The sequence below is a fragment of the Nonomuraea sp. 3-1Str genome (genome assembly GCF_031570565.1).
Classification (GTDB): domain Bacteria; phylum Actinomycetota; class Actinomycetes; order Streptosporangiales; family Streptosporangiaceae; genus Nonomuraea.
Genome location: NZ_JALHBK010000017.1, coordinates 44,980 through 66,811 on the forward strand (window position 1 = coordinate 44,980; position 21,832 = coordinate 66,811).

The following is a 21,832-nucleotide window of genomic DNA, read 5'->3' on the forward strand; positions in this document are numbered from 1 at the left end:
ACCCCATGGACGCCCACTCCGCTGCCCCCACCGCGCAGACCAAGGGCCGCCCGCTCTCGCTAGACGTGTCCTGGGTCCTGTCGCCGCTGCTGGCGCTGCCCGGCGTGAGCCGGGGCGTGGTGCTGAGCCGTGACGGGCTCATCCTCGGCGGCTCCGCCGGTACGTCGGTCGAGGCGGGGGAGCGCGCCGCCGCCATGACCAGCTCGGTGCTGGGCGCCGCGCGCGCCCTGTGCGAGGGCCTCAGCAACGGCGCCGACGGCGAGGTGGTCGACATCGTCATCTCGGCGGGCACCGGGTACTACTACATCGCCCCCGCGGGCGAGCGGGCCGCCATCGTGGTGGCGGCCACCGGAGCGGTCAACATCGGCTCCCTGGCCTACGAGGTCCAGCTCCAGGTGCAGAAGCTGATCAAGGCCCTCGACGAGGCCAGCGCGGCCAGGACGCCGGGCGTCCGGGCATGAGCTCCGGACGGCAACGGCGGCGTGTCGTACCGGACTACATGGCCGCCGCCAGGGTGGTCGTGCCCGAGCACATCAGCATCGAGCGGACCACCCTCGTCTACGTCGCTCCGGACGTGGTCGCCAACGGGCTGGACCCGCCGGCGTCGCACCTGCTGACCCTGCTGGGGGAGGGGCCGCTGTCGGTGTACGAATGCGCCGCGCACCTCGGCCTGCCGTACTGCGTGGTGCGCCTGCTGGTGGCCGGGCTGGTGGCCGGAGGGACGCTGCTGACCCGCGACCCGCCCCCCGCCGACCTGCCCGACCTGGAGATCTTGGAGTTGGTGCTCAGTGGCCTTCGCGCCCTCTGACGGCCGGATCAGTGCCGATCACATACCGGTCAAGCTGGTCATCGCCGGGCCGTTCGGCGTGGGCAAGACCACCATCGTCAACGCGCTCTCGGAGATCGAGCCGCTCAACACCGAAGAGATGCTGACGCAGGCCGGCACACTGGTCGACGACCTGACCGGCGTCAACGAGAAGACCACGACCACGACCGCGATCGACTTCGGCCGCCTCACCCTGCCCGGCGTGGTGCTCTATTTGTTCGGGGCGCCGGGGCAGACCCGGTTCCAGGTTCTCTGGGACGAGCTGGTCCGGGGCGCGCTGGGGGTGCTCGTGCTGGCCGACACCCGCCGCATCGACGACAGCTTCGCCGTCCTGGACCTGGTGGAGGGCGCCGGCATCCGCTACGCGGTGGCCGTCAACCACTTCCCCGACTCGCCCCACTACCCGGCCGACGTCCTGCGCAAGGCGCTGGACCTGGACCCGCGCACGCCGCTGCTGGTGTGCGACGCACGTGACCCCGTGTCCGCCCGCGCCTCGCTGATCGCGCTGGTGGAGCACATCAGAGAGCTGGTTCTATCGTGACGACGCGCTACATCCCCGACGCCGGCCGCCTGTACGGGCCGGAGTTCGCCCGAGACCCGCAGGCGGTGTACGCCTCGCTGCGCGCGCGGCACGGCGCGGTGGCGCCCGTCGAGATCTCGCCCGGGATCGGGGCGCACCTCGTGATCGGCTACCAGGCCGCCGTGGACGTGCTCACCAACGTGGGGGGCGCGTGGAGCAAGGACTCCCGCGACTGGATGGCCGCCCTGCCCGAGACCCCGGAGGCGGCCGGCGCGGTCGGCATGCTCGGCTACCGGCCCAACGCGCTGTTCTCCGACGGGGCCGAGCACACCCGCTACCGCAAGGCGATCATCGACTGCTTCGGCATGGTCCAGCCGCACAAGCTGCGCCAGCTCGTGATCGAGGTGTCCGACTCGCTCATCGCCCGCTTCGCCGCGACCGGCGAGGCCGACCTGGCCGCCGACTTCGCCAAGCCCATCCCGCTGAAGATCTTCAACCGGCTCTTCGGCCGCCCCGACTCCGACAGCGACGCCCTGATCAGCGCCCTGTCGGACCTGATGGAGGCCGACGGCGAGGCCGGCGCGCGCGGACTGGACGCCTTCAGCCGCTACCTCGGCGAGCTGGTCACGGCCAAGTACGCCGACCGGGGCGACGACCTCACCTCCTGGTTGATCGACCACCCCGCCGGGCTGAGCCAGGACGAGCTCATCTGGCAGCTCGTCCTGGTGGTGGCCGCCAGCTACGAGCCCACGGCCAGCCTCATCTCCAACGCCATCTCCCGCATGGTCAGCGACGACCGCTACTACAGCTCGCTGACCAACGGAGCGCTGAGCACGTACGACGCACTCCTGGAGGCGCTGCGCGCCGAGCCCGCCATGGCCAACTACGGCCCCTACTTCGTGCGGCAGCCCGTGCACTTCCACGGCACCTGGATCCGGCCGGCCGAGCTGGTCCTGGTCTCCTACGCCGCGGCCAACACCGAGCCCGCCAACGTGCCCGGCGGGCTGCGCTCCGACGGGGGCGCCTACCTGGGCTTCGGCGCCGGGCCGCACCGCTGCCCCGTCAGCGACCCGGCCATGCTCATCGCGATGACCGCGATCGAGCGCCTGACCTCCCACCTGTGCGACCTGGAGCTGACCGTGCCCCGCGAGGAGCTGTCCTGGCGGCCCGGCCCGTTCCACCGGTCGCTCGCCCACCTTCCGGTCCGTTTCACACCTATCCGTCCCGATCAGCCTGGAGAATCCCCTTGGGCAGTGCAGCCCCCGTCGTCCTCGATCCCTTCGGCCGAGACCTTCCCGGAGAGGTCCGCAGGTTACGTGACCTCGGCCCCGTGGTCCTCGTAGAGCTGACCGGAGGGATCCCCGCCTGGGCCGTCACACGCCACGACCTGCTCAAGGAGCTGGTCCTCAACCCCATGGTCAGCAAGGACAAGCGGCACTGGCGGCTGCTGCCGCAGGCCATGTCGGAGCCCGGCTGGACGTGGATCATGACCTGGATCGGCGTGTCCAACATGCTGAGCGCGTACGGCGAGGAGCACCGGCGGCTGCGCAGGCTCGTCGCCCCCAGCTTCACCGCGCGCCGTTCCCGGGCGATGCAGCCGATCGTCGAGGGCATTGTCGCGGAGCTGCTGGACGCCATGGCCGCCGTGCCGCCGGGCCAGGTCGTGGACCTGCGCGCCGCCTACGCCCACCCGCTGCCGATGCGGGTGATCTGCGAGCTGTTCGGCGTCCCCGCGCACATGCGGGAGGAGATGGCCCGGATGATGGAGGCCATCATGGACACCTCCGCCACCCCCGAGCAGGCGGCGGCCACGGCGGCCCAGATCGGCACGGTGCTGCCCGCCCTGGTGGCCTACAAGCGCGAGCACCCGGGCGACGACCTCACCACGGAGCTGATCAACGTCCGCGACAGCAGCGCCGCCGGCGTGGGCGGGGGCGCGTCGCTGAGCGACGACGAGCTGCGCGACACCCTGCTGCTGCTCATCGCCGCCGGGCACGAGACCACGGTCAACCTGATCGGCAACGCCGTGCACGCCCTGCTCACCCACCCCGACCAGCTCCGGCGCACGCTCGCGGGAGAGATCTCGTGGGAGGCCGTGGTCGAGGAGACCCTGCGCTGGGCGCCGTCCATCGCCCACCTCCCGCTGCGCTTCGCCGTCGAGGCGATCGACGTGGGCGGCGTGCGGATCGAGGCGGGGGACGCGATCATCACCTCCTACCTCGCCGCCGGGCACGACCCGGACCAGCACGGGCCGGACGCGGCGGCCTTCGACGCCACCCAGGAGCGGGACGAGCACCTCGCGTTCGGGATCGGTGTGCACCGCTGCATCGGCGCCCCGCTGGCCCGCCAGGAGGCGCTCACGGCCCTGCCGGCGCTGTTCGCCCGCTTCCCCGACCTGCGCCTGGCGGTGGAGGCGGACGCGCTCACGCACGTGCCGTCGTTCATCGCGCACGGCTGGAGCGAGCTCCCCCTGCTCCTGCACCGCTGATCACCGAGCCGCGGCCCGGAGTCCCCCTCCGGGCCGCGCGGCCGGCATGGCGCGAAGAGTGTCAGGGGATCTCCACCCGGGCGAGCGCGCCCGCTTCGAGGGCCACCCAGATGGCCCCGTCGGGCCCGACCGTCAGACCGTGCGGCTCCGCGCGTACGTCACCGGCTCCCGCGCCCGTCGCGGTCAGGTCGTACTCGTCCACCTCGCCCTTCACGGTGATGCGGCCGAGGCGGTCGGTGGCCCACTCGGTGAACCACAGCGCCCCGTCCGGTCCCGAGACGACGGCGTGCGGGCGGCAGGCGCGGTCCGGCAGCGGGAACTCGCTGATCTCGCCGGTCACGGTGACGCGCCCGATCTGCCCGGCGCCGATCTCCACGAACCACAGCGCCCCGTCAGGCCCGGCCGTGATGCCCGCCGGGGCGGCCCCGGGCGTGGGCAGCCGGTGGATCGTCATCTCGCCGTCGAGCGAGACGCGGCCGACGGCGTCGCCCTGGTTGAGCGTGAACCACAGGGCGTCGTCCGGCCCGGCGGTGACGGCCGAGGGCATGCCGCCCTTCACCGGCACCTCGAACTCGGTCACCGTGCCGTCGCGGGAGATCCGTCCGATGCGGTCGGCCTGCATCCGGGTGAACCACATCGCCCCGTCGGGGCCCGCGGTGATGCCGTACGGCGAGCCGGCCTCGAAGGAGGTCACCTCGCCCGACTCCGTCACCCGCCCGACCCGGCCTCCCTGGAACTCGGTGAACCACATCGCCCCGTCGGCGCCCGGTGTGATCACGGTCGGTCCGCCGTCCGCCGGGTCGAGCCGGTGGACGACCGGCTCCTCGCCGGGCACGAGCCTGCCCACCATGCCCTGGTGGACCAGCGTGAACCACAGTGCCCCGTCGGGGCCGGTCGCGACGCCGTAGGGGGCGCCCTGCGGGATCATGGTCAGTGACATACGTGTCCTCCTGAGACTTCCAGCCGCGTCCCCCGGAACCGCCTGTGCAGGGCGCGGTCGTGCGTGACCACCACGAGGGTTCCCGTGAAGCGGTCGAGGGCCTGCTCCAGCTCCTCGGCCAGCTCCGGGGACAGGTGGTTGGTGGGCTCGTCGAGCAGCAGCACGTCGTGCTCCTCGGCGAGCAGCCGGGCCAGCGCCAGCCTGCGCCGCTGCCCCACGGACAGCGCGCCCACCCTGAGGTCGAGCGTCTCCGCCCGGAACAGGCCGGTGGCGAGCAGCGCGGTCCGCCGCTCGTCGGGGTGGCCGTGGCCGTACGCCTCCAGGACCGGCAGCGCGGGGTCGAGAGCCGTCTCCTGGGCGAGGTGTCCCACGCGACCCCGGGCCCGCTCGGCGACGGCCCGCAACAGCGTGGACTTGCCCGCTCCGTTGTGCCCGTGGACGAGCAGCCGGTCACCGGCCCGGATCACGAGCGACTCGACGCTCAGCCGGTCGCCCACCCGCACGTCCCGCAGCTCGGCCACCACCGGGCGCGGGGACCGGGGCGACACCCCGTCGGCCTCCGCCGGCCCGCAGGCTGCCTCCGCGGCGCCGGGGGCGGCGTCCGCAGGGGTGGGGGCGGTGAACGTGCCGCGGAAGCGGAGCGGGGCCGGGGGCCGGGGGACCGGGTGCTCCTCCAGCCGGCGCAGCCGTTCCTGGGCGTTGCGGACCCGGCCGGCGATCGAGCTCTGCACCCGCCCCGCGTTGCGGTCGTAGGCCATCTTGTTGTTGTCGCGCATGGCACGGCCTTGGGCGACGCGGCGGGCGGTCGTCGCGGCGTGGTCGCGCACCTGGCGCACCTCCTCGCGCCAGGCGGTGTACGCCTGCTCCCAGCGGGCCCTGGCCGCCGCCTTGGCGGCCAGGAAGCCGGCGTAGCCCCCGCCGTATCGGGTGACCTCGCCGCCCTCCACCTCGATCACGGCGGTGGCCACCCGGTCGAGGAAGATCCGGTCGTGCGCCACCACGACGACCGTGCCGGGATGGCCGCGCAGACGCTCCTCCAGCCAGCCGAGCGCCGACTCGTCGAGATGGTTGGTGGGCTCGTCCAGCAGCAGCGTCTCCGGCGAGGCGGCCAGCACGCACGCCAGCCCGAGCCGGGCCTGCTCGCCTCCGGACAGGCTCCCCAGCGTCCGCTCCCGGCCGCCGGCCTCGCCGCGGCGGGTGTGCGCGGACGGGCGTTCGGCGGTGAGGTGGGGAAGGCCGAGGGCGTGGAGGGACTTGTCCACCCGGGCGTCCGCTTCGTAGCCGCCCCGTGAGGCGAAGGCCGTGAGCAGGTCGCCGTACTCCTCCAGCGAGGCGTCGTAGCCCTCGGCGGGCTCGGCGGCGAGCGTGGACTCCAGCTCGCGCAGCCGCCGCTCCATGGCCCTGAGTCCGGCCAGCGCGGCGTCGACGGCCTGCTGGACCATGAGGTCGGAGGACAGGCCGAGAGTCTGGCCGAGGTGGCCGACCTCGCCGGACACGACGACCTCGCCGGAGTCGGGCCGCTCGGCGCCGGAGAGGAGCCGCAGCAGGGTGGACTTGCCCGAGCCGTTCTCGCCGACGATGCCCAGGCGCTCGCCCCGCCGGACGGACATGGACACGCCGGACAGGACCCTGCGGTGGGCGTAGGACTTCGTGATGTCTCGAAGCAGGATGGTCAGGATGGAACTCCAATCGCAACTTGTGTAGCGTTAGCATGGCAGACTCGAAGGACTAATGCAACTGGAGTAGCGTTTGAAAGTGGTGAAGCGGCCCGGTGGACGCAGCGCGCGCGTGCGCGACGCCGTGCGGCAGGCGACGCTCGGCGAGCTGGCCGAGCACGGCTTCCGCGGCCTGACCGTGGACGGCGTGGCGGAGCGCTCGGGCGTCCACAAGACGACCGTCTACCGGCGGTGGGGCACCGTCGAAGGGCTCGTGGCCGATGCCCTGGAGCTGGCCGCCGGCGAGCCGTGGCCCATTCCTGACACGGGGACGGTCCAGGGCGACCTGCGGGGCGTCGTCGAGCTGGTGCGGAGCGGGTTCGAGGATCCCGAGCTGGGGCCCGTGTCGTCGGCGTTCGTGGCGGCGGCCATGCAGAGCCCCGAGGCCGCGCGGGCCCTGCGCGCCTTCTTCGAGGCCCGCCACGAGCAGTCGGCCCAGGTCGTGCGGCGGGGCGTGGAGCGGGGCGAGCTGCCCGCCACGGTCGACGCCCGGGAGGTGGTCCGGGTCGCGGTGGCGCCCGTCTACTACCGGCTGTTCGTCGCCCACGAGCCGGTGAGCCGGGGCGACGCCGACCGCGCCGCCGACGCCGCCCTGGCCGCCGCCCGCGCCGGAGTTCTCTGACGAGCAGGGCCCCAGCCCGCGCCGAGGGTCGTATGGATTCTGTACATACAAGTATGTACAATCGAAGGCATGAGCACGAGAACGGCCTTGATAGAGGCGACGTCGGAGCTGTTGTGGGAGCGCGGCTACGCCGCCACCAGCCCCACGATGATCCAGAGGCGGGCCCACGCCGGCCAGGGCAGCATGTACCACCACTTCTCGGGAAAGGCGGGCCTGGCCGTCGCCGCCATGGGCTATTCGGCCGAAAAGCTGCGCGAGACCGCCGAGGCGGTGCTGAGCGGGAGCGGCTCGGCGGTCGAACGCGTGTGCGCCTATCTCGACCTCGAACGCGACCCGCTGGCGGGCTGCCGCTTGGGCGGCCTGGTCCAGGACTACGACGTGGCGACCGACGACAGCCTGCGTGCTCCGGTCGCGGAGCTCTTCTCATGGCTGGTCGGGCGCATCACCCAGGTGCTCGAAGAGGACCGCGAGGACTTTCGCCCGGACGCCGACATCCTGGCGACCGCTTCTATGGTGGTGGCCGCCGTGCAGGGGGGTTACGTCCTGGCCAGAGCCACCCAGGACCCGCAGGCGTTCCGGCGCGTCACCCAGGCCGCCAAGCAGGCGGTGCGCGACCTCGTCCGCGGGCAATGAGCACTCGGACGCTGGAGCGGGCCATCGCGGCGCCGAGCGGACGTGCGCTGGCCGCCGTCTGTCTCGGCTTCTTCATGGTCCTGTTGGACGGCAGCGCGCTCAACGTCGCCCTGCCCGCGATCGAGCGGGACGTCCACGGCTCCATCACGGCGCTGCAGTGGGTGGTGAACGTCTACACCATCCCACTCGCCAGCGTGCTGCTGACGGCGGGCAGCATGAGCGACCGCTGGGGCGCCCGCAGGCTGTTCGCGGCCTCGCTGGCCACCTTCACCGCGGCCTCCCTGCTGTGCGCGGTCAGTCCCACGCTGAACGTGCTCATCGTCGCGCGGTTCGCGCAGGGACTGGCCGCGGGCGGGCTGCTGCCGACCACCTTGGCGATCATCGCCCGCACCTACCCCGACCACGCCGAGCGGGCAAGAGCCATCACGGTCTGGGGCGCGACAGGCGGGCTCGCCCTGGTGGCGGGGCCGGTCGGCGGCGGGCTGCTCACCGACCTGCTCGGCTGGCGCGCGATCTTCGCGATCAACATCCCGATCGGCCTGGTCACGATCCTGCTGGCGCTGCGCCACGTCGCCGAGACCCCCCGACGCCAGGCCCGCGCCGACCTGCCCGGGCAGGTGGCGGCGGCGGTCGCACTCGCGTCAGTCACCGCGTGGCTGATCGAGGGCGGCCCCCTCGGCTGGGGCTCGGCCGTCCCCCTCGGGCTGCTGGCACTCGGCACCGCCGCGACCGCCGCCTTCCTGCTGATCGAGCGGCACTCCGGCCATCCCATGCTGCCGCTGGCGGTCTTCCGCCGCGCCGCCTTCTCCGCGTCGGTCGGCAGCGGACTGGCGTTCCAGTTCGCCGGGTACGGCATGCAGTTCATGCTCGCTCTCCATCTTCAACAGCACTGGAGTCTCGGCCCCGCGCGAACGGGCGTATGGTTCCTGCCCTTCTCGATCGCCTGGGTGTTCGGCACCATCGTGATCAACCGCCGCCTGATCGGGCTCGGGCCCCGGGCACTGCTGTGGAGCGGAGCGCTGGTGTCCGCCGCCGGGGCGATGCTGCTGCTGGGCGTCGCGGGGCCGGGCACCTGGCCACTGTTCCTGGCGGGCACAACGCTGGCCGGGCTCGGATGCGGCGTGTTCTCGCCCAGCTTGAACGCCGCCGCGCTCCAGGCGATCGACCCGGCCTACGCGGGGCTCGGCTCAGGAGTCCTCAACACCGCCCGCCAGGCCGGCATGGCCATGGGGGTGGCGCTCCTCGGCTCCCTGGTGTCGATGCGCGACGCGGCGCTGGGCGTCCACCTCGGCGCGGCCCTGCTCACCGCCTGCTTCCTGACCATCGTCTGGCTGAGCCTGCGCTACCTCCCCGGTCGCTCCGACCGGCTCGCGTGACCACCGGCGGCGGCCACGGCGTCGTACGGGTGGGGTGAGGTTCGGGCGGGGTGCGGCGAACCTCAGGTCTGCTGCTGGCCCCGCAGGTCGAAGTCGTCGAACGTGGTGCGCAGCACCGACTCGCTGTCCTTGGGCGTGCGGGCGAACAGCCCCACGTACCCGTTGCCGAGCCCGTTCGGGTCGTCCACCTGCTGGACCCGATCGCCGTTGACCCACATCGTCAGCCGCACCGCGCTCCCGCGCTGCTCGCACGACGCCTCGATGCGGGCCTTGCCCGGCAGGCCGTCCACCTTGACCGGCTGCGCCAGCGTGCCGCCCGAGCCGTCCACGATGCGCCGGATGCGGGCCTGCCCCGACGTGTCCAGGCCGAACTCGTAGGAGGTGCGGTCGTCGGCCGAGTGGCAGTACACGCCGTACTCGCCGCTGCCGACGACCTGCCGGACCTGCGCGGTGACGCCGACGACCACGCTCTGCGGCATCATCGGCGTCGGGGTGCTCGACGGCAGCGGCGTCCCCGTCGGCGTGGCGATGAGGTACGACGTGGGCGCCTTGATCCGGCGCTCCTCGTAGTCCTCCTCCACGTCGAGGCCGAACGTGCCGTCGGTGCGGTAGCCGTAGGAGGCGGTCTCGTCGGGGTCGTAGGTGCCGCCCCAGCCGCCGGAGGTCTGGGTGAAGTCATCCTGGAGGAGCGTCAGCCCCTCGGGCGGCCCGCCGGGCGACAGGAACGTCCACGCCGCCAGGACCGCGCCGGCGAGCGCCACCGTCCCGACGGCCAGCCCGGCGGCCAGGAGCCCCCGCCTGCGCCCGCGCGAGGGGGATCCCGGCCCGCCGCCCGGGACCGGGTGCGGGACACCCGGCTCGGTGAACGGCGTCGTCCCCTGCTGCTGCCAGCTCAGCCGCACCGTCCGCGCCGCCTGCTCCGGCGCCGCCGAGCGGCCCACCAGGTGGTCGAGGAGCTGCTGCGCCGTCGGCCGGGCCGCCGGGTCCTTGCGCAGGGCGGCGGCGACCAGCTCGCGCAGCGACGGATCGACCTGGCTCAGGTCGGGCTCGGTGTTGAGCACCTGATAGACGATCGCGGGCAGCGTCTCGCCGCCGAACGGCGCCCTGCCGCTCGCCGCGTACGCCACCAGGCAGCCCCACGAGAACACGTCGCACGCCGGCGACACCGGGTCGCCCCGCAGCACCTCGGGCGCCATGTAGCGGGGCGTGCCGACGATCTCGCCGGTGCCCGTGACCCCGCTGAGCGTGTCGAGCGCCCGCGCGATGCCGAAGTCGATCACGCGGGGGCCGACGGGCGACAGCAGCACGTTCGACGGCTTGAGGTCGCGGTGGACCACCCCGGCCCCGTGGATGGCGGTCAGGGCGGTGGCCACGCTGACGGCCAGCGCGTCGAGGCTGGATCCGCGCAGCGGTCCGGACTGCTCGACGGCCTGCTCCAGGTTGGGGCCCGGCACGTACTCGGTGACGACGTAGAGGATCCGGCCGTCGAGGGCCGCCTCCAGGACCGCGGCGGTGCAGAACCTGCGCACCCGCCGGGCGGCGTCGGCCTCCCTGCGAAAACGCATGCGGAACTGCTCGTGCTGGCTGAACTCCGCGTTGATCACCTTGATGGCGACGCGCTGCCCCGCGGTGTCCTCGGCGAGGTGCACCGTGCCCATCCCGCCCCTGCCCAGCACGCTCAGCAACCTGTAGCGCCCGATGTGGGAGGTTTCACCGCTCACGGCGGGTTAGCTTACCGATATCGGCCTCGTCCGGGTGGGCCGACACGGGCTCGCCGCCGACCGGGCTCACCTGCGTGAGCGACTTGCGCTCCGAGCCGCAAAGAACATATGTTCGATATGTAAGAACACCCGCCTTCCCCCGGGTGGCTGAACACAGTCGAAAAGCCGCGGGGAGAGGCGTCTTGAGCAGACTCTATGGCGATCCGATCGAGGTGTGGACCCGGGAGGGCGAGCCCAGCCAGTTCGTCTGGCGTGACCGGCTCTATCTCGTGCGCCGCGTCCTCGACCACTGGGTGGTGACGCGCGAGTGGTGGAAGGTGCGGGAGGGCGATCCGGGCGAGCGCCAGTTCTGGCGGGTCGAGGCCAGCCCGGGGCGTGAGGCGGGCTCCTACGAGCTGAGGTTCGACACCGCCAGCGGCGGCTGGCTGCTCCTGAGGGCGTGGGACTGATGGGCGCGCCGTTCCCGCACCTCAACGTGGCCTCCGCCTACTCGATGCGGTACGGCACCGCGTTCCCGCGCGAGCTGGCGCGGCGGGCCGCCGACGACGGCATGGACATCCTCGCGCTGACCGACCGCGACGGTCTGTACGGGGCGGTCAAGCACGCGCAGGCGTGCGCGGACGCCGGGATCGGGCCGGTCTTCGGCGTCAGCCTCGTCCTCGCCGGAGCGGGCGGCCCCGACGGCGCGCTCGACGGCCTCACCCTCGACTCCGGCGGCGCGCTCGACGACCTGAGCCCCCTCGCCCGGAGCCGGAAGCCGCAGCGCCCCCGCACCGGGGCGGACGCCGAGGACCGGATCACCGTGCTGGCCCGTTCGGGCGGCTGGTCCCGCCTGGCCCGGCTGGTCACCGACGCCCACTACGCGGGCGGGCGCGGCGAGCCGCGGGTGACCCGGGAGATGGTGGCCGCGTGGGCCGGCCCCGGCGTCACCCCCGACGACGGGCTGACGGTGCTGCTCGGCCCCCGCTCCGACGTGGGCCGGGCGATGGCCGCGCGCCGCGACGAGCGGGCCGCGGCGCTGCTCGGCCTGTGGCGCTCCATGGTGCCCGGGGTGGTGGTCGAACTGGTCGACCAGTACGGCTTCCGCGACGCCATCACCGCCGTCCGCATGCTTGCCCTGGCCGAGTCCGCCGGGGTGCCCGCCGTGCTCAGCAACGCCGTCAGGTACCTCGACCCGGACGACCACCAGGTGGGCGACGTGCTCGACGCGGCCCGCCAGCTCGTCCCGCTGCACCCGCGCCACCTGGAACGCACCACCTCCCACGCCTATCTCAAGGGCTCCAAGGACATGGCGATGGTGGCCGCGAAGATCTGCGGCTCCGACGCGCGCCGGGTCGCCGATCTGCTGCGCGCCACCCGCAGGGTCGCGGAGGAGTGCGTGATGGACCCGCGTGAGCTGCTCGCGCTGCGCGGCGACCCGCCCGCCCTGCACCTGCCCGAGATCGGCGCCGACCCGGTGCCGCTGTTGCGCCGCCGGGTGGAGGACGGGATGGCGGCGCGCGGCCTGGCCCGCTCCCGGGAGGCCGGCGAACGGCTCCGGGACGAGATGGCGATCATCGAGCGCAAGCGCCTGTCCGGCTACTTCATCGCCGTGTCCGACATCACCGACATGATCCGGCGGATGGGCATCCGGTGCGCCATCCGCGGCTCCGGCGCGGGCAGCCTGGTCAACTACCTCATCGGCATCGGCGAGGTGAACCCCCTCCACCACGGCCTGCTCATGGAGCGCTTCCTGTCGGAGGGCCGCGTCGGGCTGCCCGACATCGACGTGGACGTGGAGTCCGCGCGCCGGCTCGACTGCTACAAGGCCATCTTCGACAGGTACGGCGAGCAGCGCGTGGCCTGCGTGTCCATGATGGAGACCTACCGGGCCCGCAGCGCGATCCGTGACGTGGCGGGCGCCATGGGCCTGCCCCCGTACGAGATCGACGCGATCGCCAAGGCGTTCCCGCACATCAGGGCCAGGCAGATCACCGCGTCGCTGAGCGACCTGCCCGAGCTGCGCGACAGCAGGCTGGGGGAGGCGGGGCTGGACCGGGTGTTCAGGCTGGCCGAGAAGCTCGACGGGCTGCCCCGGCACATCGCGCTGCACCCGTGCGGGGTGCTGATCGGCAACTCCGGGCTGCGCGACCGCACACCGGTGGAGCGCAGCCTGCTGGAGTTCCCGATGTCGCAGTTCGACAAGGACGACGTGGAGGAGGCGGGGCTGCTCAAGCTGGACGTGCTGGGCGTGCGCATGCAGTCGGCGATGGCGTACGCGCTGGGCGAGATCGAGCGCGTGGACGGCGTCGTGGTCCGGCTGGACGAGCAGCGCCCTCCCGACCCGCAGGCCCGCGACCCGGAGCCGCCGATCCCGGAGCCCCGGCCGATCCCGGAGACCCGGCCGGAGATTCGTTACGTGCCGCACGACGACCAGGACACCTACGACATGATCTGCGCCGCCCGCACCCTGGGCTGCTTCCAGATCGAGTCGCCCGGCCAGCGCGAGCTCGTCGCCAAGCTGGAGCCGCGCGCGATGCACGACCTGATCGTGGACATCTCGCTGTTCCGGCCGGGACCGGTCAACTCCGACATGGTCACCCCCTATCTGGAGGCCAGGCACGGGTGGCGCGCGCCCTACTACCCGCACGAGCGGCTGCACGAGGCGCTGAAGGAGACGCACGGTGTCGTGGTCTTCCACGAGCAGGTGCTCAGGGTCATCGCGGTGATGACGGGGCGCGACCTGTCGTTCGCCGAGATGCTGCGGCGCTCGCTGTCCACGCCCGAGGGGCGGGAGCTGGTCCGCAAGACGTTCGTGCCGCTGGCCAAGGCGAACGGGTTCGACGACGCGACCGTGGAGCGGGCCTGGGAGGTGCTCGACGCGTTCGGCGGGTTCGGCTTCTGCAAAGCGCACGCGGCGGCGTTCGCGCTGCCCACCTACCAGTCGGCCTGGCTCAAGCGGCACCACGCGGCGGCGTTCTTCGCCGGGGTGCTCACCCACGAGCCCGGCATGTACCCGCAGCGGGTCATCATCGACGAGGCCCGCCAGTGCGGGGTCACGATCCTGCCGCTCGACGTGAACCGGTCGGGCCGTGACTGGCAGGTGGAGCGCCTCGGGCCGCGCCCCCCGCTGCGGCTCCGGGTCCAGGCGGACGCGCTGGGCGAGCCCGGCGCGCCCCGGCGGGCGCCGTTCAGGGCCGAGGAGTTCAGGCCGGGGGAGCTGGGCAAGGGATACGCGCTGCGGGTGCCGTTCTCGGCGGTCAAGGGGGTGAGCGAGGCGGAGGTGGACCGCATGGTCGCGGGCGGGCCGTACACGTCGCTCGCGGACTTCTGGGACCGCGCCCGCCCATCGCGGCCGATCATGGAGCGGATCGTGCAGGTGGGCGGCCTGGACGCGCTGCACGGCCTGAGCCCGGGCGGCGGCGGCGACCGCTGGCGGCCCGGCCGCCTGACCCGCCGCGACCTGGTCGCCCAGGTGGGCGCCCTGGAACGCGCCTCCGCCTCACACGTGGGGCACGCCACCGCCGGCCGCTCCAAGCGCTACGCCCCCGCCCGCCCCGTGCCGCCGGGCAGGCAGCGGGAGGGGGAGGCGGCGGCCGTGCAGCTCCCCCTGGGGTTCGGCGAGCACATGCCGCCGGGCGAGCTGCCCGAGATGACCGACGCCGAGATGGTGGAGGCCGAGCTGGAGATCCTCGGCATCGACGTCTCGCGCCACGTGATCAGCTTCTACGACGAGCTGCTCGACGCGCTCGGCGTGGTGCGCTCCAAGGACCTGCTGCGGCAGCGCAACGGCGCGGAGGTGCTGGTCGCCGGCGTCAAGGTGGCCACGCAGACGCCGGCCGTGCGCTCGGGGCAGCGGGTCATCTTCACCACGCTCGACGACTCGACGGGCCCGGTGGACCTGACGTTCTTCGAGTCGGTGCAGGGCAGGTGCGCGGCGACGGTGTTCGGTGCGTGGCTCATGGTGGCCCGGGGAGTGGTCCGGCGCACGGGCACGCGGGCGGTCTCGCTGCGCGCGGTGGACTGCTGGAACCTCGCCGACCTCGAACGGGTGTGGCGCTCGCAGGGCGTCGAGGCGGTCCGGGCGCTGATGGCCCGCGACCCGGAGTCCCGGGGCGGCGTCGGCGGGCGGCCCATCGAGTACGCCAACGGCTTCCTGCTCTCGCCGTACTCCGACCTCGGCCCGGCGGTCGCGTCACCGCCGCGCAAGCTGTGGCACGCCAGCCCGGGCAGCTCCGGCCCCACGGCCGCCTGACAAGGCCCGGACGGGGCCCGGACGGGGCGGCGGGGCCGGCGGATCAGCTCGCCTGGCCGAGCGGCGCCGACTCCGGCGGCGTCGCCGGCCGGCGCGTCCCGGGCAGCACGGTGGGCATGGCCACGCCGCGCGCCGAGCACTGGACGGCCGTGATCTGCCGGACGGTCGCCGCGCACAGCAGCGCCGCCGCCGCCAGCGCCACCAGCTCCGGCACGCCGACCCCGGTCAGCCCGTCGGCCGACGTCTCCCGCGGCAGCCGTACGAGCACCAGCGCCAGCGTGGTCAGCCAGCTCGTCCACCACGCCGCCAGCAGCACGAGCCAGCGGCGACGGCGGCCGGCCGGCGGCAGGGCGCCACGCCACAGCTCGTCGACCAGCAGGACGGGCGCCACCAGGTTGACGCCGGGGATCAGCCAGGCGGCGGCGACCGGCCCGGCCGTGGCGGACCGGTGGTCGGCCTGCCGGGCATGCACCAGCCAGGTGGTGTACGCGGCGGCGCTGGCGATCGTGGCGACGCCGAGCAGCAGGATGAGGACGGCGAAGAGCGTCACCGGGCCGACGACCGCCTCGGCCTCCGCGCCTCGGGGACGGCCGTCGAACGCGGCGAGCTGGGCGGCGAGGCTGCGCCCCCGGACCAGCTCGAAGGTCACGAGGGCGCCCAGGCAGAGGACCTGCGCGGCGAGCGTCACGTATACGGCGGAGGCGGCTCTCGTAGGCGGTGCCTGGGCGTAGCGCACGTTGGTTCTCCCCCCGTGCCATGCGCTGGGTTCTCCCTCACCTTGTATCCCGCCGAGCTCATTGTTAATCAGCCCACCACGCCGGATTCCCACGCCCAAGCTGCGATTTCCACCCGATTACGGACACCGAGTTTCGCCTGGATGCTGCCGAGATGCGTCTTGACCGTCGACAGCGAGACGAACAGCTCGCCGGCCACCTCCTGGTTGGTGCGGCCGCGGGCCACCAGCCGCACCACGTCGAGCTCCCGCTCGGTCAGCGGATCGTCCGGGGCGGGGGTGCCGCGCTCGGGCCTGGCCAGGTGGCGCAGCAGCCGCACGGTCACCGACGGCGACACCAGCGCCTCCCCGTCCGCCGCGGCCCGGACCGCCTCGATGAGCAGCGTCGGCCCGCTGTCCTTGAGCAGGAAACCGGTGGCGCCGGCCCGCAGCGCGCCGTAGACGTACTCGTCCAGGTCGAAGGTGGTGACGATGACCACCCGCATCGGGCTCTCCACGCCGGGCCCGGCCAGGACGCGGGTCACCTCCAGCCCGTCCAGCTTCGGCATCCGGATGTCGAGCAGGCACACGTCCGGCCGCAGCCGCCTGGCCTCGGACACCGCCTCGGCGCCGTCGGCGACGGCCGCCACGACCTCCATGTCCGGCTGGGCGTCCAGGATCATCTGGAAGCCGGTGCGAACCAGTTGCTGGTCGTCTGCGATGAGCACCCGAATAGTCACGCCGAACACTCTAGGATCGGCCGTTCGGCCGAGGGACAACCGGACGCACGGCCGATCCGCCGCACGGGCCGCGCCGGAAGACTTTCCGGCATGAACGACGTGCTCGCTGGACGTGAGCTGACCAAGAGATTCGGGCAGACGGTGGCCCTGGCCGGCGTGGACATGACGGTGCGGCCGGGGGAGGCCGTGGCGATCATGGGGCCGAGCGGCTCCGGCAAGTCCACGCTGCTCCACTGCCTGGCCGGCATCATGCGGCCCGACTCGGGGGAGGTGCGCCTGGAGGGCACCCGCATCGACGACATGGGCGAGCGGAAGCGCAGCGCCCTGCGCCGCACGCGCTTCGGCTTCGTCTTCCAGTTCGGCCAGCTCCTGCCGGAGCTGCCCGCCGACGAGAACGTGGCGCTCCCGCTCATGCTGGGCGGGGTGACGAGGACGGACGCCGTACGCCGGGCCAGGGAGTGGTTCGGCCCGCTCGGCCTGGGCGGCATGGAGACGAGGCGGCCCGGCGAGCTGTCCGGCGGCCAGGCGCAGCGGGTGGCCATCGCCCGCGCCCTGGTGACGCGGCCCGCGGTGGTCTTCGCCGACGAGCCGACCGGCGCCCTCGACCAGACGACCGGCAACGACACGATGCGGCTGCTGGTGGACGCCACCAAGCACAACGGGGCCTCGCTCATCGTGGTCACCCACGACCCGGGCGTCGCCGGCTGGTGCGACCGCACGGTCGAGGTCCGGGACGGCGTGCTGCTCGCCGCGGGGGCCCGATCATGAGCGCGGGCACGAACGCGGGCCTGACCTGGCGGCTGCTCAAGGGCGGCGGGCGCAGGGGCATGCTCGGCACCTGGCTCACCCTGGGAGCCGTCGCGGTGTCCACGGCGCTGCTGCTGTTCGCGGTCACGGTGGACTTCGCCTTCGCCGACCGCGCCGACCGGGGCGCCTGGCGCAACCCGGTCGCCGCCGGCTCGCGCCCGGCCGTCGCGGTCGAGGCGAGCCGGCACGACTACGTGCGCGGCAGGGAGATCACGGTGGTGGACCTGGCGGCCCTGCCGGGGAAGAGCCCCGAGCCGCCGCCCGGCCTGCCGCGCCTGCCGGCGCCCGGCGAGGTGTGGCTCTCGCCCGCCCTGGCCGAGCTGGCGGACCGGCTGCCCCCGGCCGAGCTGGCCGCCCGCTACCCCGAGCGGGCCGGCGTGCTCGGAGACGAGGCGCTGGTCCATCCGGACGAGCTGATCGTGGTCGCCGGTCGCGCGCCGGACGCGCCGGAGCTCACGGCCGCGCGCAGCTCCGACTGGATCGTCGGCTCGCCGCCGGTCAAGGTCGCCTCGCTGGCGGGGGAGCCGACGGAGGACGCCGAGGGGTACCAGATGCTCGCCCTCATCGCGAGCGTGCTCATGGTGGTGCCGCTGCTGGTGTTCGGCGGGGCCGCCGCCCGGCTCACGGTGGCGCGCCGGGACCAGCGGCTGGCGGCGCTGCGGCTGGTCGGCGCGACACCGGGCCAGGTGGTGGCCATGACCGTGACGGAGGCGGTGATCGTCGCGTTCGCGGGCGCCCTGGCCGGCGCCGCCGCGTACGGGCTGGCCGTGCCGCTGCTGTCCCGCGTGGAGATCGACGGCGGCCCGTGGTTCGTCTCCGACCTGTGGCCGAGCCCGCTGGTCATGATCGGGGCCGTGGTCGCGGTGCCGCTGCTGACCGGCCTGTCGGCCGTGGTGGGGCTGCGGCGGGTCGTGGTCAGCCCGCTGGGCGTGGCCAAGCGGGAGACGCCTCCCGGGATGCGGTTCGTGCGGATGCTCGCGCTCGTCGCGGCTCTCGCCGCCGTTCCAGTGCTCTCCCGCGGCACCAGCGCCGGTGTGATCGCGGTGGTGATCGGGCTGGCGTTCCTCTCCCTCAACCTGGCCGGCCCGTGGGTGGTAGGCCTGATCGGCAGGATCACCGCCGCCTCGGCCCGCCGCCCGGCCCGGCTGCTGGCCGGGCGCCGGCTGGTCGACGACCCGCGCGCGGCCTGGCGCACGGTGAGCGGCGTGGCCCTGACCGGCTTCGTGGCCGGCTTCCTCGGGCTGCTCAGCCCCGGAACCCTGGTCGGGGCCCAGGACACCGGCCACCTGCGTGTGACCGCGCCCGCCGGTCAGGCCGCGGCCGTGGCGCAGCAGAGCCGGGACCGGCTGAAGCAGGCCGGCGTGGCGGCCACGGTGACGACGAGGAAGGACGTCGTCGTGATCGCTCTGAAGGACGCGACCCGGATCACCGGCGAGGACGCGCGGCGGAAGAAGCCGGACGAGGCCGTCACCCAGGCGGACCCCGCGGTGCTCGACCGGGCGCGGACCGCCCTCACGGGCCTCGTGCCCGGCCGCGCGCCGACGACCCAGGCCGATGACGAGTCCTTCGGGAGCCGGCTCCTGGGCGACGTCGCCACGGGCACGGTCGTGGTGCTGTCGGTGTCGTTCCTGGTGGCCATCGCGAGCGCGGGCATCACCGCCGCCTCCTCCGTGCTGGACCGGCGCCAGACGTACGCGCTGCTGCGCCTGGCCGGCACGCCGCTGGAGGTGCTGGACCGGGCCCGCCGCGCGGAGACGCTGATCCCGCTGGCGGTCATGGGCGGCGGGGCGATCCTGGTGGGGGCGTTCTGCGGGATCCCCTTCATGATCACCGACCCGAACCTCTCGGGCCTGGTCACCCTCCTCGTGTGCGTCGCCGCCGGCTTCGCCGGGGTCGTCGGGGCGGGGGCGCTCAGCAGGCCGCTGCTGCGGTCGGTGACCGCCGACCCGGCGCCCCGCCCGGACTGACCGGATTCAGCCGAGGACCAGGTCGCGGACCGTGGTGAGCTGCTCCTCGTCACGCGGCCCCATGACCAGCAGGGACGTGACGGGGGAGGCGCGCCACGGTTCGAGGCGCTCCTTGATGCGCCCCGGCGGCCCCACGAGCGCGATGCCGTCGGCCAGCTCGTCCGGGATCGCCTGGAACGCCTCGTCCTTCCGGCCCGCCAGGTACAGCGCCTGGATCCGCTCGGCCGCCTCGGCGAAGCCCATCCGGCCCATGATGTCGGCGTGGAAGTTGCGGTGCCGGGCGCCCATGCCGCCGATGTAGAGCGTGAGCATCAGCTTCACCCCGTCGAGCGCGGCCCGGACGTCGTCGGAGACGACCACCATGACCATGGCCGCGATGTCGAAGTCGGGGCCGCGCCGCGCGAGCGCGTCGCCGTACATCTCCTCGATCTTGGAGGGGAACGTGAACAGCGGCAGCCAGCCCTGCGCGACCTCGGTGGCCAGGGCGACGTTCTTGGGGCCCTCCGCGCCGAGGTAGACGGGGATGTCCGGGCGCAGCGGGTGCGTGATGAGCTTGAGCGGCTTGCCGAGCCCGCCGGGCAGGGGGAGGGGATAGTGCGGGCCGTCGCCGGTCACGGGCTCCTCGCGCCGCCACACCTTGCGCATGATCTCGACGTACTCGCGGGTGCGGGCCAGCGGGCGGGCGAACGGCTGGCCGTACCAGCCCTCGACGACCTGCGGGCCGGAGGCGCCCACGCCGAGCAGCAGCCGCCCGCCCGTGAGATGGTCGAGCGTCATGGCGGTCATGGCGGTCGTGACCGGGGGTCGGGCCGAGAGCTGGGCGACCGACGTGCCAAGCTTGATGCGAGACGTGTGGGCCCCGTACCAGGCCAGCGGCGTGAAGGCGTCGCTGCCGTACGCTTCGGCGGTCCACACCGAGTCGTAGCCGAGCCGTTCGGCGGCCCGGACGAGCTCGGTCGCGTCGTTGGGATGGCGCTGCCAGTATCCGAGGTTGAGGCCGAGTTTCATGACACCTCCAGAATTTAGTTCTATTACGGCGGCGCCGGCCTCGCGTGTCAATGCATGATCTACCGGGGAGGTCTGACCTGTGCTCAAGGGTCTGTGCCGCATAACCTCAGTCCTGCTGTTCCTCGCCGCAGCCCCCGCGGCCCTTCTCCCGGCGGCCTCGGCGCAGGCGCGGGCCTCGAAGCCGAACATCGTCATGGTGCTCGCCGACGACCTGGAGACGGGGACTCTGCCGTACTTCCCGAACATCACCCGGCTGGTGCGCGAGGGTGCCACCTTCGACCGGCACTTCGTGACGAACTCCTGGTGCTGCCCGTCCCGCTCGTCGATCCTGCGCTCCCAGTACGTCCACAGCCACGGCGTGTGGACCAACACCCCGCCCGAGGGTGGTTTCGACAAGTTCCACACGACAGGTCTGGAACGTTCCACCGTGGGCGTCTGGATGCAGCAGGCCGGATACCGCACCGGGCTCATGGGCAAGTACCTCAACCACTATCCCGGCGGCAGTGCCGAGGAGACCTTCGTGCCACCCGGCTGGAACGAGTGGGACGTGCCCGTCCGCCGCCTCTACGAGGAGTACGGCTACCGGCTCAACGAGAACGGCAGCACCGTCGACTACGGCTGGGCCGAGGACGACTACCTGTCCGACGTGCTCGCCCGCAAGGCGAGCTCCTTCGTCACCGCCTCCGCCGAGCCGTTCTTCCTCTACCTCGCGCCGATCGGGCCGCACAACCCGAACAACCCGGCCGTCCGCCACGCCGACGCCTTCGCCGGGGCCAAGGCGCCCCGCACGCCCTCGTTCGACCAGGAGGACGTCAGCCGCGAGCCGGCCTGGCTGCGCCGGCACCCGAGGCTCTCGGAGAGCGCCATCGCCCGCGTCGACGAGCGTTTCCAGGCCCGGATGCGCTCCATGCTCGGCGTGGACGACCTCGTCGGCTCCGTCGTCGAGGCGCTGCGCGCCTCCGGCAAGCTCGACAACACCTACATCATCTTCACCTCGGACAACGGCTTCCATCTCGGCACTCACCGCCTCAAGCAGGGCAAGACCACGCCCTTCGAGGAGTCCATCCGGGTGCCCCTCGTGATCCGGGGGCCGGGGGTCGCGGCCGGCTCGACGGTCAAGGAGATGACGCAGACCGTGGACCTGGCGCCTACGTTCGCCGAGCTGGGCGGGGCGACGGTGCCGGCGTTCACCGAGGGGCGCTCGCTGGTGCCGCTGCTGCGCGGGCAGCATCCGTCGCCGTGGCGCAGGAACGCGCTGGTCGAGTTCGCCAGGCCGGCCGACAAGTCCTCGGCCGCCCAGACGCCCGTTCCCGACTACCAGGCGGTGCGCACCGAGACCCACGCCTACGTCAAGTACGCGACGGGGGAGACCCAGCTCTACGACCTCGTCAAGGACCCGTACGAGCTGCACAACCTCGCCGCCGACGCGGACCCCGAGCTGGTGCGCAACCTCCAGGAGCGGCTCCAGGCGATGGTCGCCTGCTCGGGCGCGAACTGCCGGGAGGCCGACGTCAAGGAGTGAC

19 protein-coding genes are annotated in these 21,832 nt (G+C 73.4%); 13 read left to right on the top strand and 6 right to left on the bottom strand.

All coding sequences use genetic code 11. The features are described 5' to 3' along the window. Positions 1–5 precede the first annotated feature (5 nt). From MTP10_RS25455 to MTP10_RS25475, 5 genes are read left to right on the top strand one after another with little or no spacing between them, the layout of a single operon-like run. On the top strand, positions 6–461 hold the full coding sequence (locus tag MTP10_RS25455; protein WP_310712174.1) for a roadblock/LC7 domain-containing protein: 456 nt from the start codon (positions 6–8) through the stop codon (positions 459–461). Beyond that, entirely contained in the window at positions 458–808 is a 351-nt protein-coding gene (locus MTP10_RS25460) for a DUF742 domain-containing protein (RefSeq protein WP_310712176.1), read from the top strand. Before MTP10_RS25455 ends, MTP10_RS25460 begins: the two co-directional genes overlap by 4 nt. Then, positions 789–1,367, top strand: a complete 579-nt coding sequence (locus tag MTP10_RS25465; protein WP_310712177.1) for an ATP/GTP-binding protein — start codon at positions 789–791, stop codon at positions 1,365–1,367. Before MTP10_RS25460 ends, MTP10_RS25465 begins: the two co-directional genes overlap by 20 nt. Continuing rightward, positions 1,364–2,689 carry a cytochrome P450 gene (locus tag MTP10_RS25470; protein WP_310712178.1) on the top strand — a complete coding sequence of 442 codons (1,326 nt, stop codon included), beginning with the start codon at positions 1,364–1,366 and terminating at the stop codon, positions 2,687–2,689. The genes MTP10_RS25465 and MTP10_RS25470 overlap by 4 nt, the downstream gene beginning before the upstream one ends. Beyond that, positions 2,677–3,834 carry a cytochrome P450 gene (locus tag MTP10_RS25475; RefSeq protein WP_310712180.1) on the top strand — a complete coding sequence of 386 codons (1,158 nt, stop codon included), beginning with the start codon at positions 2,677–2,679 and terminating at the stop codon, positions 3,832–3,834. The genes MTP10_RS25470 and MTP10_RS25475 overlap by 13 nt, the downstream gene beginning before the upstream one ends. Before the next feature lie 61 nt (positions 3,835–3,895). Here MTP10_RS25475 and MTP10_RS25480 read toward each other — a convergent pair whose 3' ends face one another. Beyond that, positions 3,896–4,774: a virginiamycin B lyase gene (locus MTP10_RS25480; RefSeq protein ID WP_310712181.1), complete on the bottom strand. Its 879-nt coding sequence runs from the start codon at positions 4,772–4,774 to the stop codon at positions 3,896–3,898. Beyond that, positions 4,765–6,453 carry an ABC-F family ATP-binding cassette domain-containing protein gene (locus tag MTP10_RS25485; protein ID WP_397334509.1) on the bottom strand — a complete coding sequence of 563 codons (1,689 nt, stop codon included), beginning with the start codon at positions 6,451–6,453 and terminating at the stop codon, positions 4,765–4,767. The genes MTP10_RS25480 and MTP10_RS25485 overlap by 10 nt, the downstream gene beginning before the upstream one ends. Positions 6,454–6,529: 76 nt before the next feature. Here MTP10_RS25485 and MTP10_RS25490 point away from each other — a divergent pair, with 76 nt between their 5' ends. The 3 genes from MTP10_RS25490 (at position 6,530) to MTP10_RS25500 (ending at position 9,120) form a co-directional block, all read left to right on the top strand. Beyond that, entirely contained in the window at positions 6,530–7,111 is a 582-nt protein-coding gene (locus MTP10_RS25490) for a TetR/AcrR family transcriptional regulator (RefSeq protein ID WP_310712183.1), read from the top strand. A 69-nt stretch (positions 7,112–7,180) separates the two neighbouring features. Beyond that, positions 7,181–7,744, top strand: a complete 564-nt coding sequence (locus MTP10_RS25495; protein WP_310712184.1) for a helix-turn-helix domain-containing protein — start codon at positions 7,181–7,183, stop codon at positions 7,742–7,744. Next, positions 7,741–9,120 carry an MFS transporter gene (locus MTP10_RS25500; RefSeq protein WP_310712185.1) on the top strand — a complete coding sequence of 460 codons (1,380 nt, stop codon included), beginning with the start codon at positions 7,741–7,743 and terminating at the stop codon, positions 9,118–9,120. Before MTP10_RS25495 ends, MTP10_RS25500 begins: the two co-directional genes overlap by 4 nt. 62 nt (positions 9,121–9,182) lie before the next feature. Here the strand turns inward: MTP10_RS25500 and MTP10_RS25505 are convergent, their stop codons facing one another. Continuing rightward, a complete protein-coding gene (locus MTP10_RS25505) occupies positions 9,183–10,841 on the bottom strand; it encodes a serine/threonine-protein kinase (protein WP_310712187.1) in 1,659 nt (552 codons plus the stop codon). A 182-nt stretch (positions 10,842–11,023) separates the two neighbouring features. Here MTP10_RS25505 and MTP10_RS25510 point away from each other — a divergent pair, with 182 nt between their 5' ends. After that, the gene (locus MTP10_RS25510; protein ID WP_310712188.1) at positions 11,024–11,290 is read left to right on the top strand and encodes a DUF6504 family protein; all 267 of its coding nucleotides are present in this window, start codon (positions 11,024–11,026) and stop codon (positions 11,288–11,290) included. Then, a complete protein-coding gene (locus MTP10_RS25515) occupies positions 11,290–15,075 on the top strand; it encodes a DNA polymerase III subunit alpha (RefSeq protein ID WP_310712301.1) in 3,786 nt (1,261 codons plus the stop codon). The genes MTP10_RS25510 and MTP10_RS25515 overlap by 1 nt, the downstream gene beginning before the upstream one ends. A 43-nt stretch (positions 15,076–15,118) precedes the next feature. Here MTP10_RS25515 and MTP10_RS25520 read toward each other — a convergent pair whose 3' ends face one another. Both MTP10_RS25520 and MTP10_RS25525 read right to left on the bottom strand, forming a co-directional pair. Continuing rightward, positions 15,119–15,811, bottom strand: a complete 693-nt coding sequence (locus MTP10_RS25520) for a DUF4328 domain-containing protein (protein ID WP_310712189.1) — start codon at positions 15,809–15,811, stop codon at positions 15,119–15,121. Between the two features lie 68 nt (positions 15,812–15,879). After that, positions 15,880–16,527 (bottom strand): response regulator transcription factor, encoded by a 648-nt coding sequence (locus MTP10_RS25525; protein ID WP_310712190.1) that lies wholly within the window; start codon positions 16,525–16,527, stop codon positions 15,880–15,882. Between the two features lie 90 nt (positions 16,528–16,617). Between MTP10_RS25525 and MTP10_RS25530 the strand changes: the two genes are divergently transcribed. Beyond that, positions 16,618–17,295 (top strand): ABC transporter ATP-binding protein, encoded by a 678-nt coding sequence (locus tag MTP10_RS25530; RefSeq protein ID WP_310712191.1) that lies wholly within the window; start codon positions 16,618–16,620, stop codon positions 17,293–17,295. Further along, the gene (locus tag MTP10_RS25535; RefSeq protein ID WP_310712192.1) at positions 17,292–19,301 is read left to right on the top strand and encodes an FtsX-like permease family protein; all 2,010 of its coding nucleotides are present in this window, start codon (positions 17,292–17,294) and stop codon (positions 19,299–19,301) included. Before MTP10_RS25530 ends, MTP10_RS25535 begins: the two co-directional genes overlap by 4 nt. A gap of 6 nt (positions 19,302–19,307) precedes the next feature. Here the strand turns inward: MTP10_RS25535 and MTP10_RS25540 are convergent, their stop codons facing one another. Further along, positions 19,308–20,309, bottom strand: coding sequence for an LLM class F420-dependent oxidoreductase (locus MTP10_RS25540; RefSeq protein ID WP_310712193.1), 1,002 nt, complete (start codon positions 20,307–20,309; stop codon positions 19,308–19,310). A gap of 79 nt (positions 20,310–20,388) precedes the next feature. Here MTP10_RS25540 and MTP10_RS25545 point away from each other — a divergent pair, with 79 nt between their 5' ends. After that, positions 20,389–21,831, top strand: coding sequence for a sulfatase (locus MTP10_RS25545; RefSeq protein ID WP_310712194.1), 1,443 nt, complete (start codon positions 20,389–20,391; stop codon positions 21,829–21,831). Position 21,832: the final 1 nt, after the last annotated feature.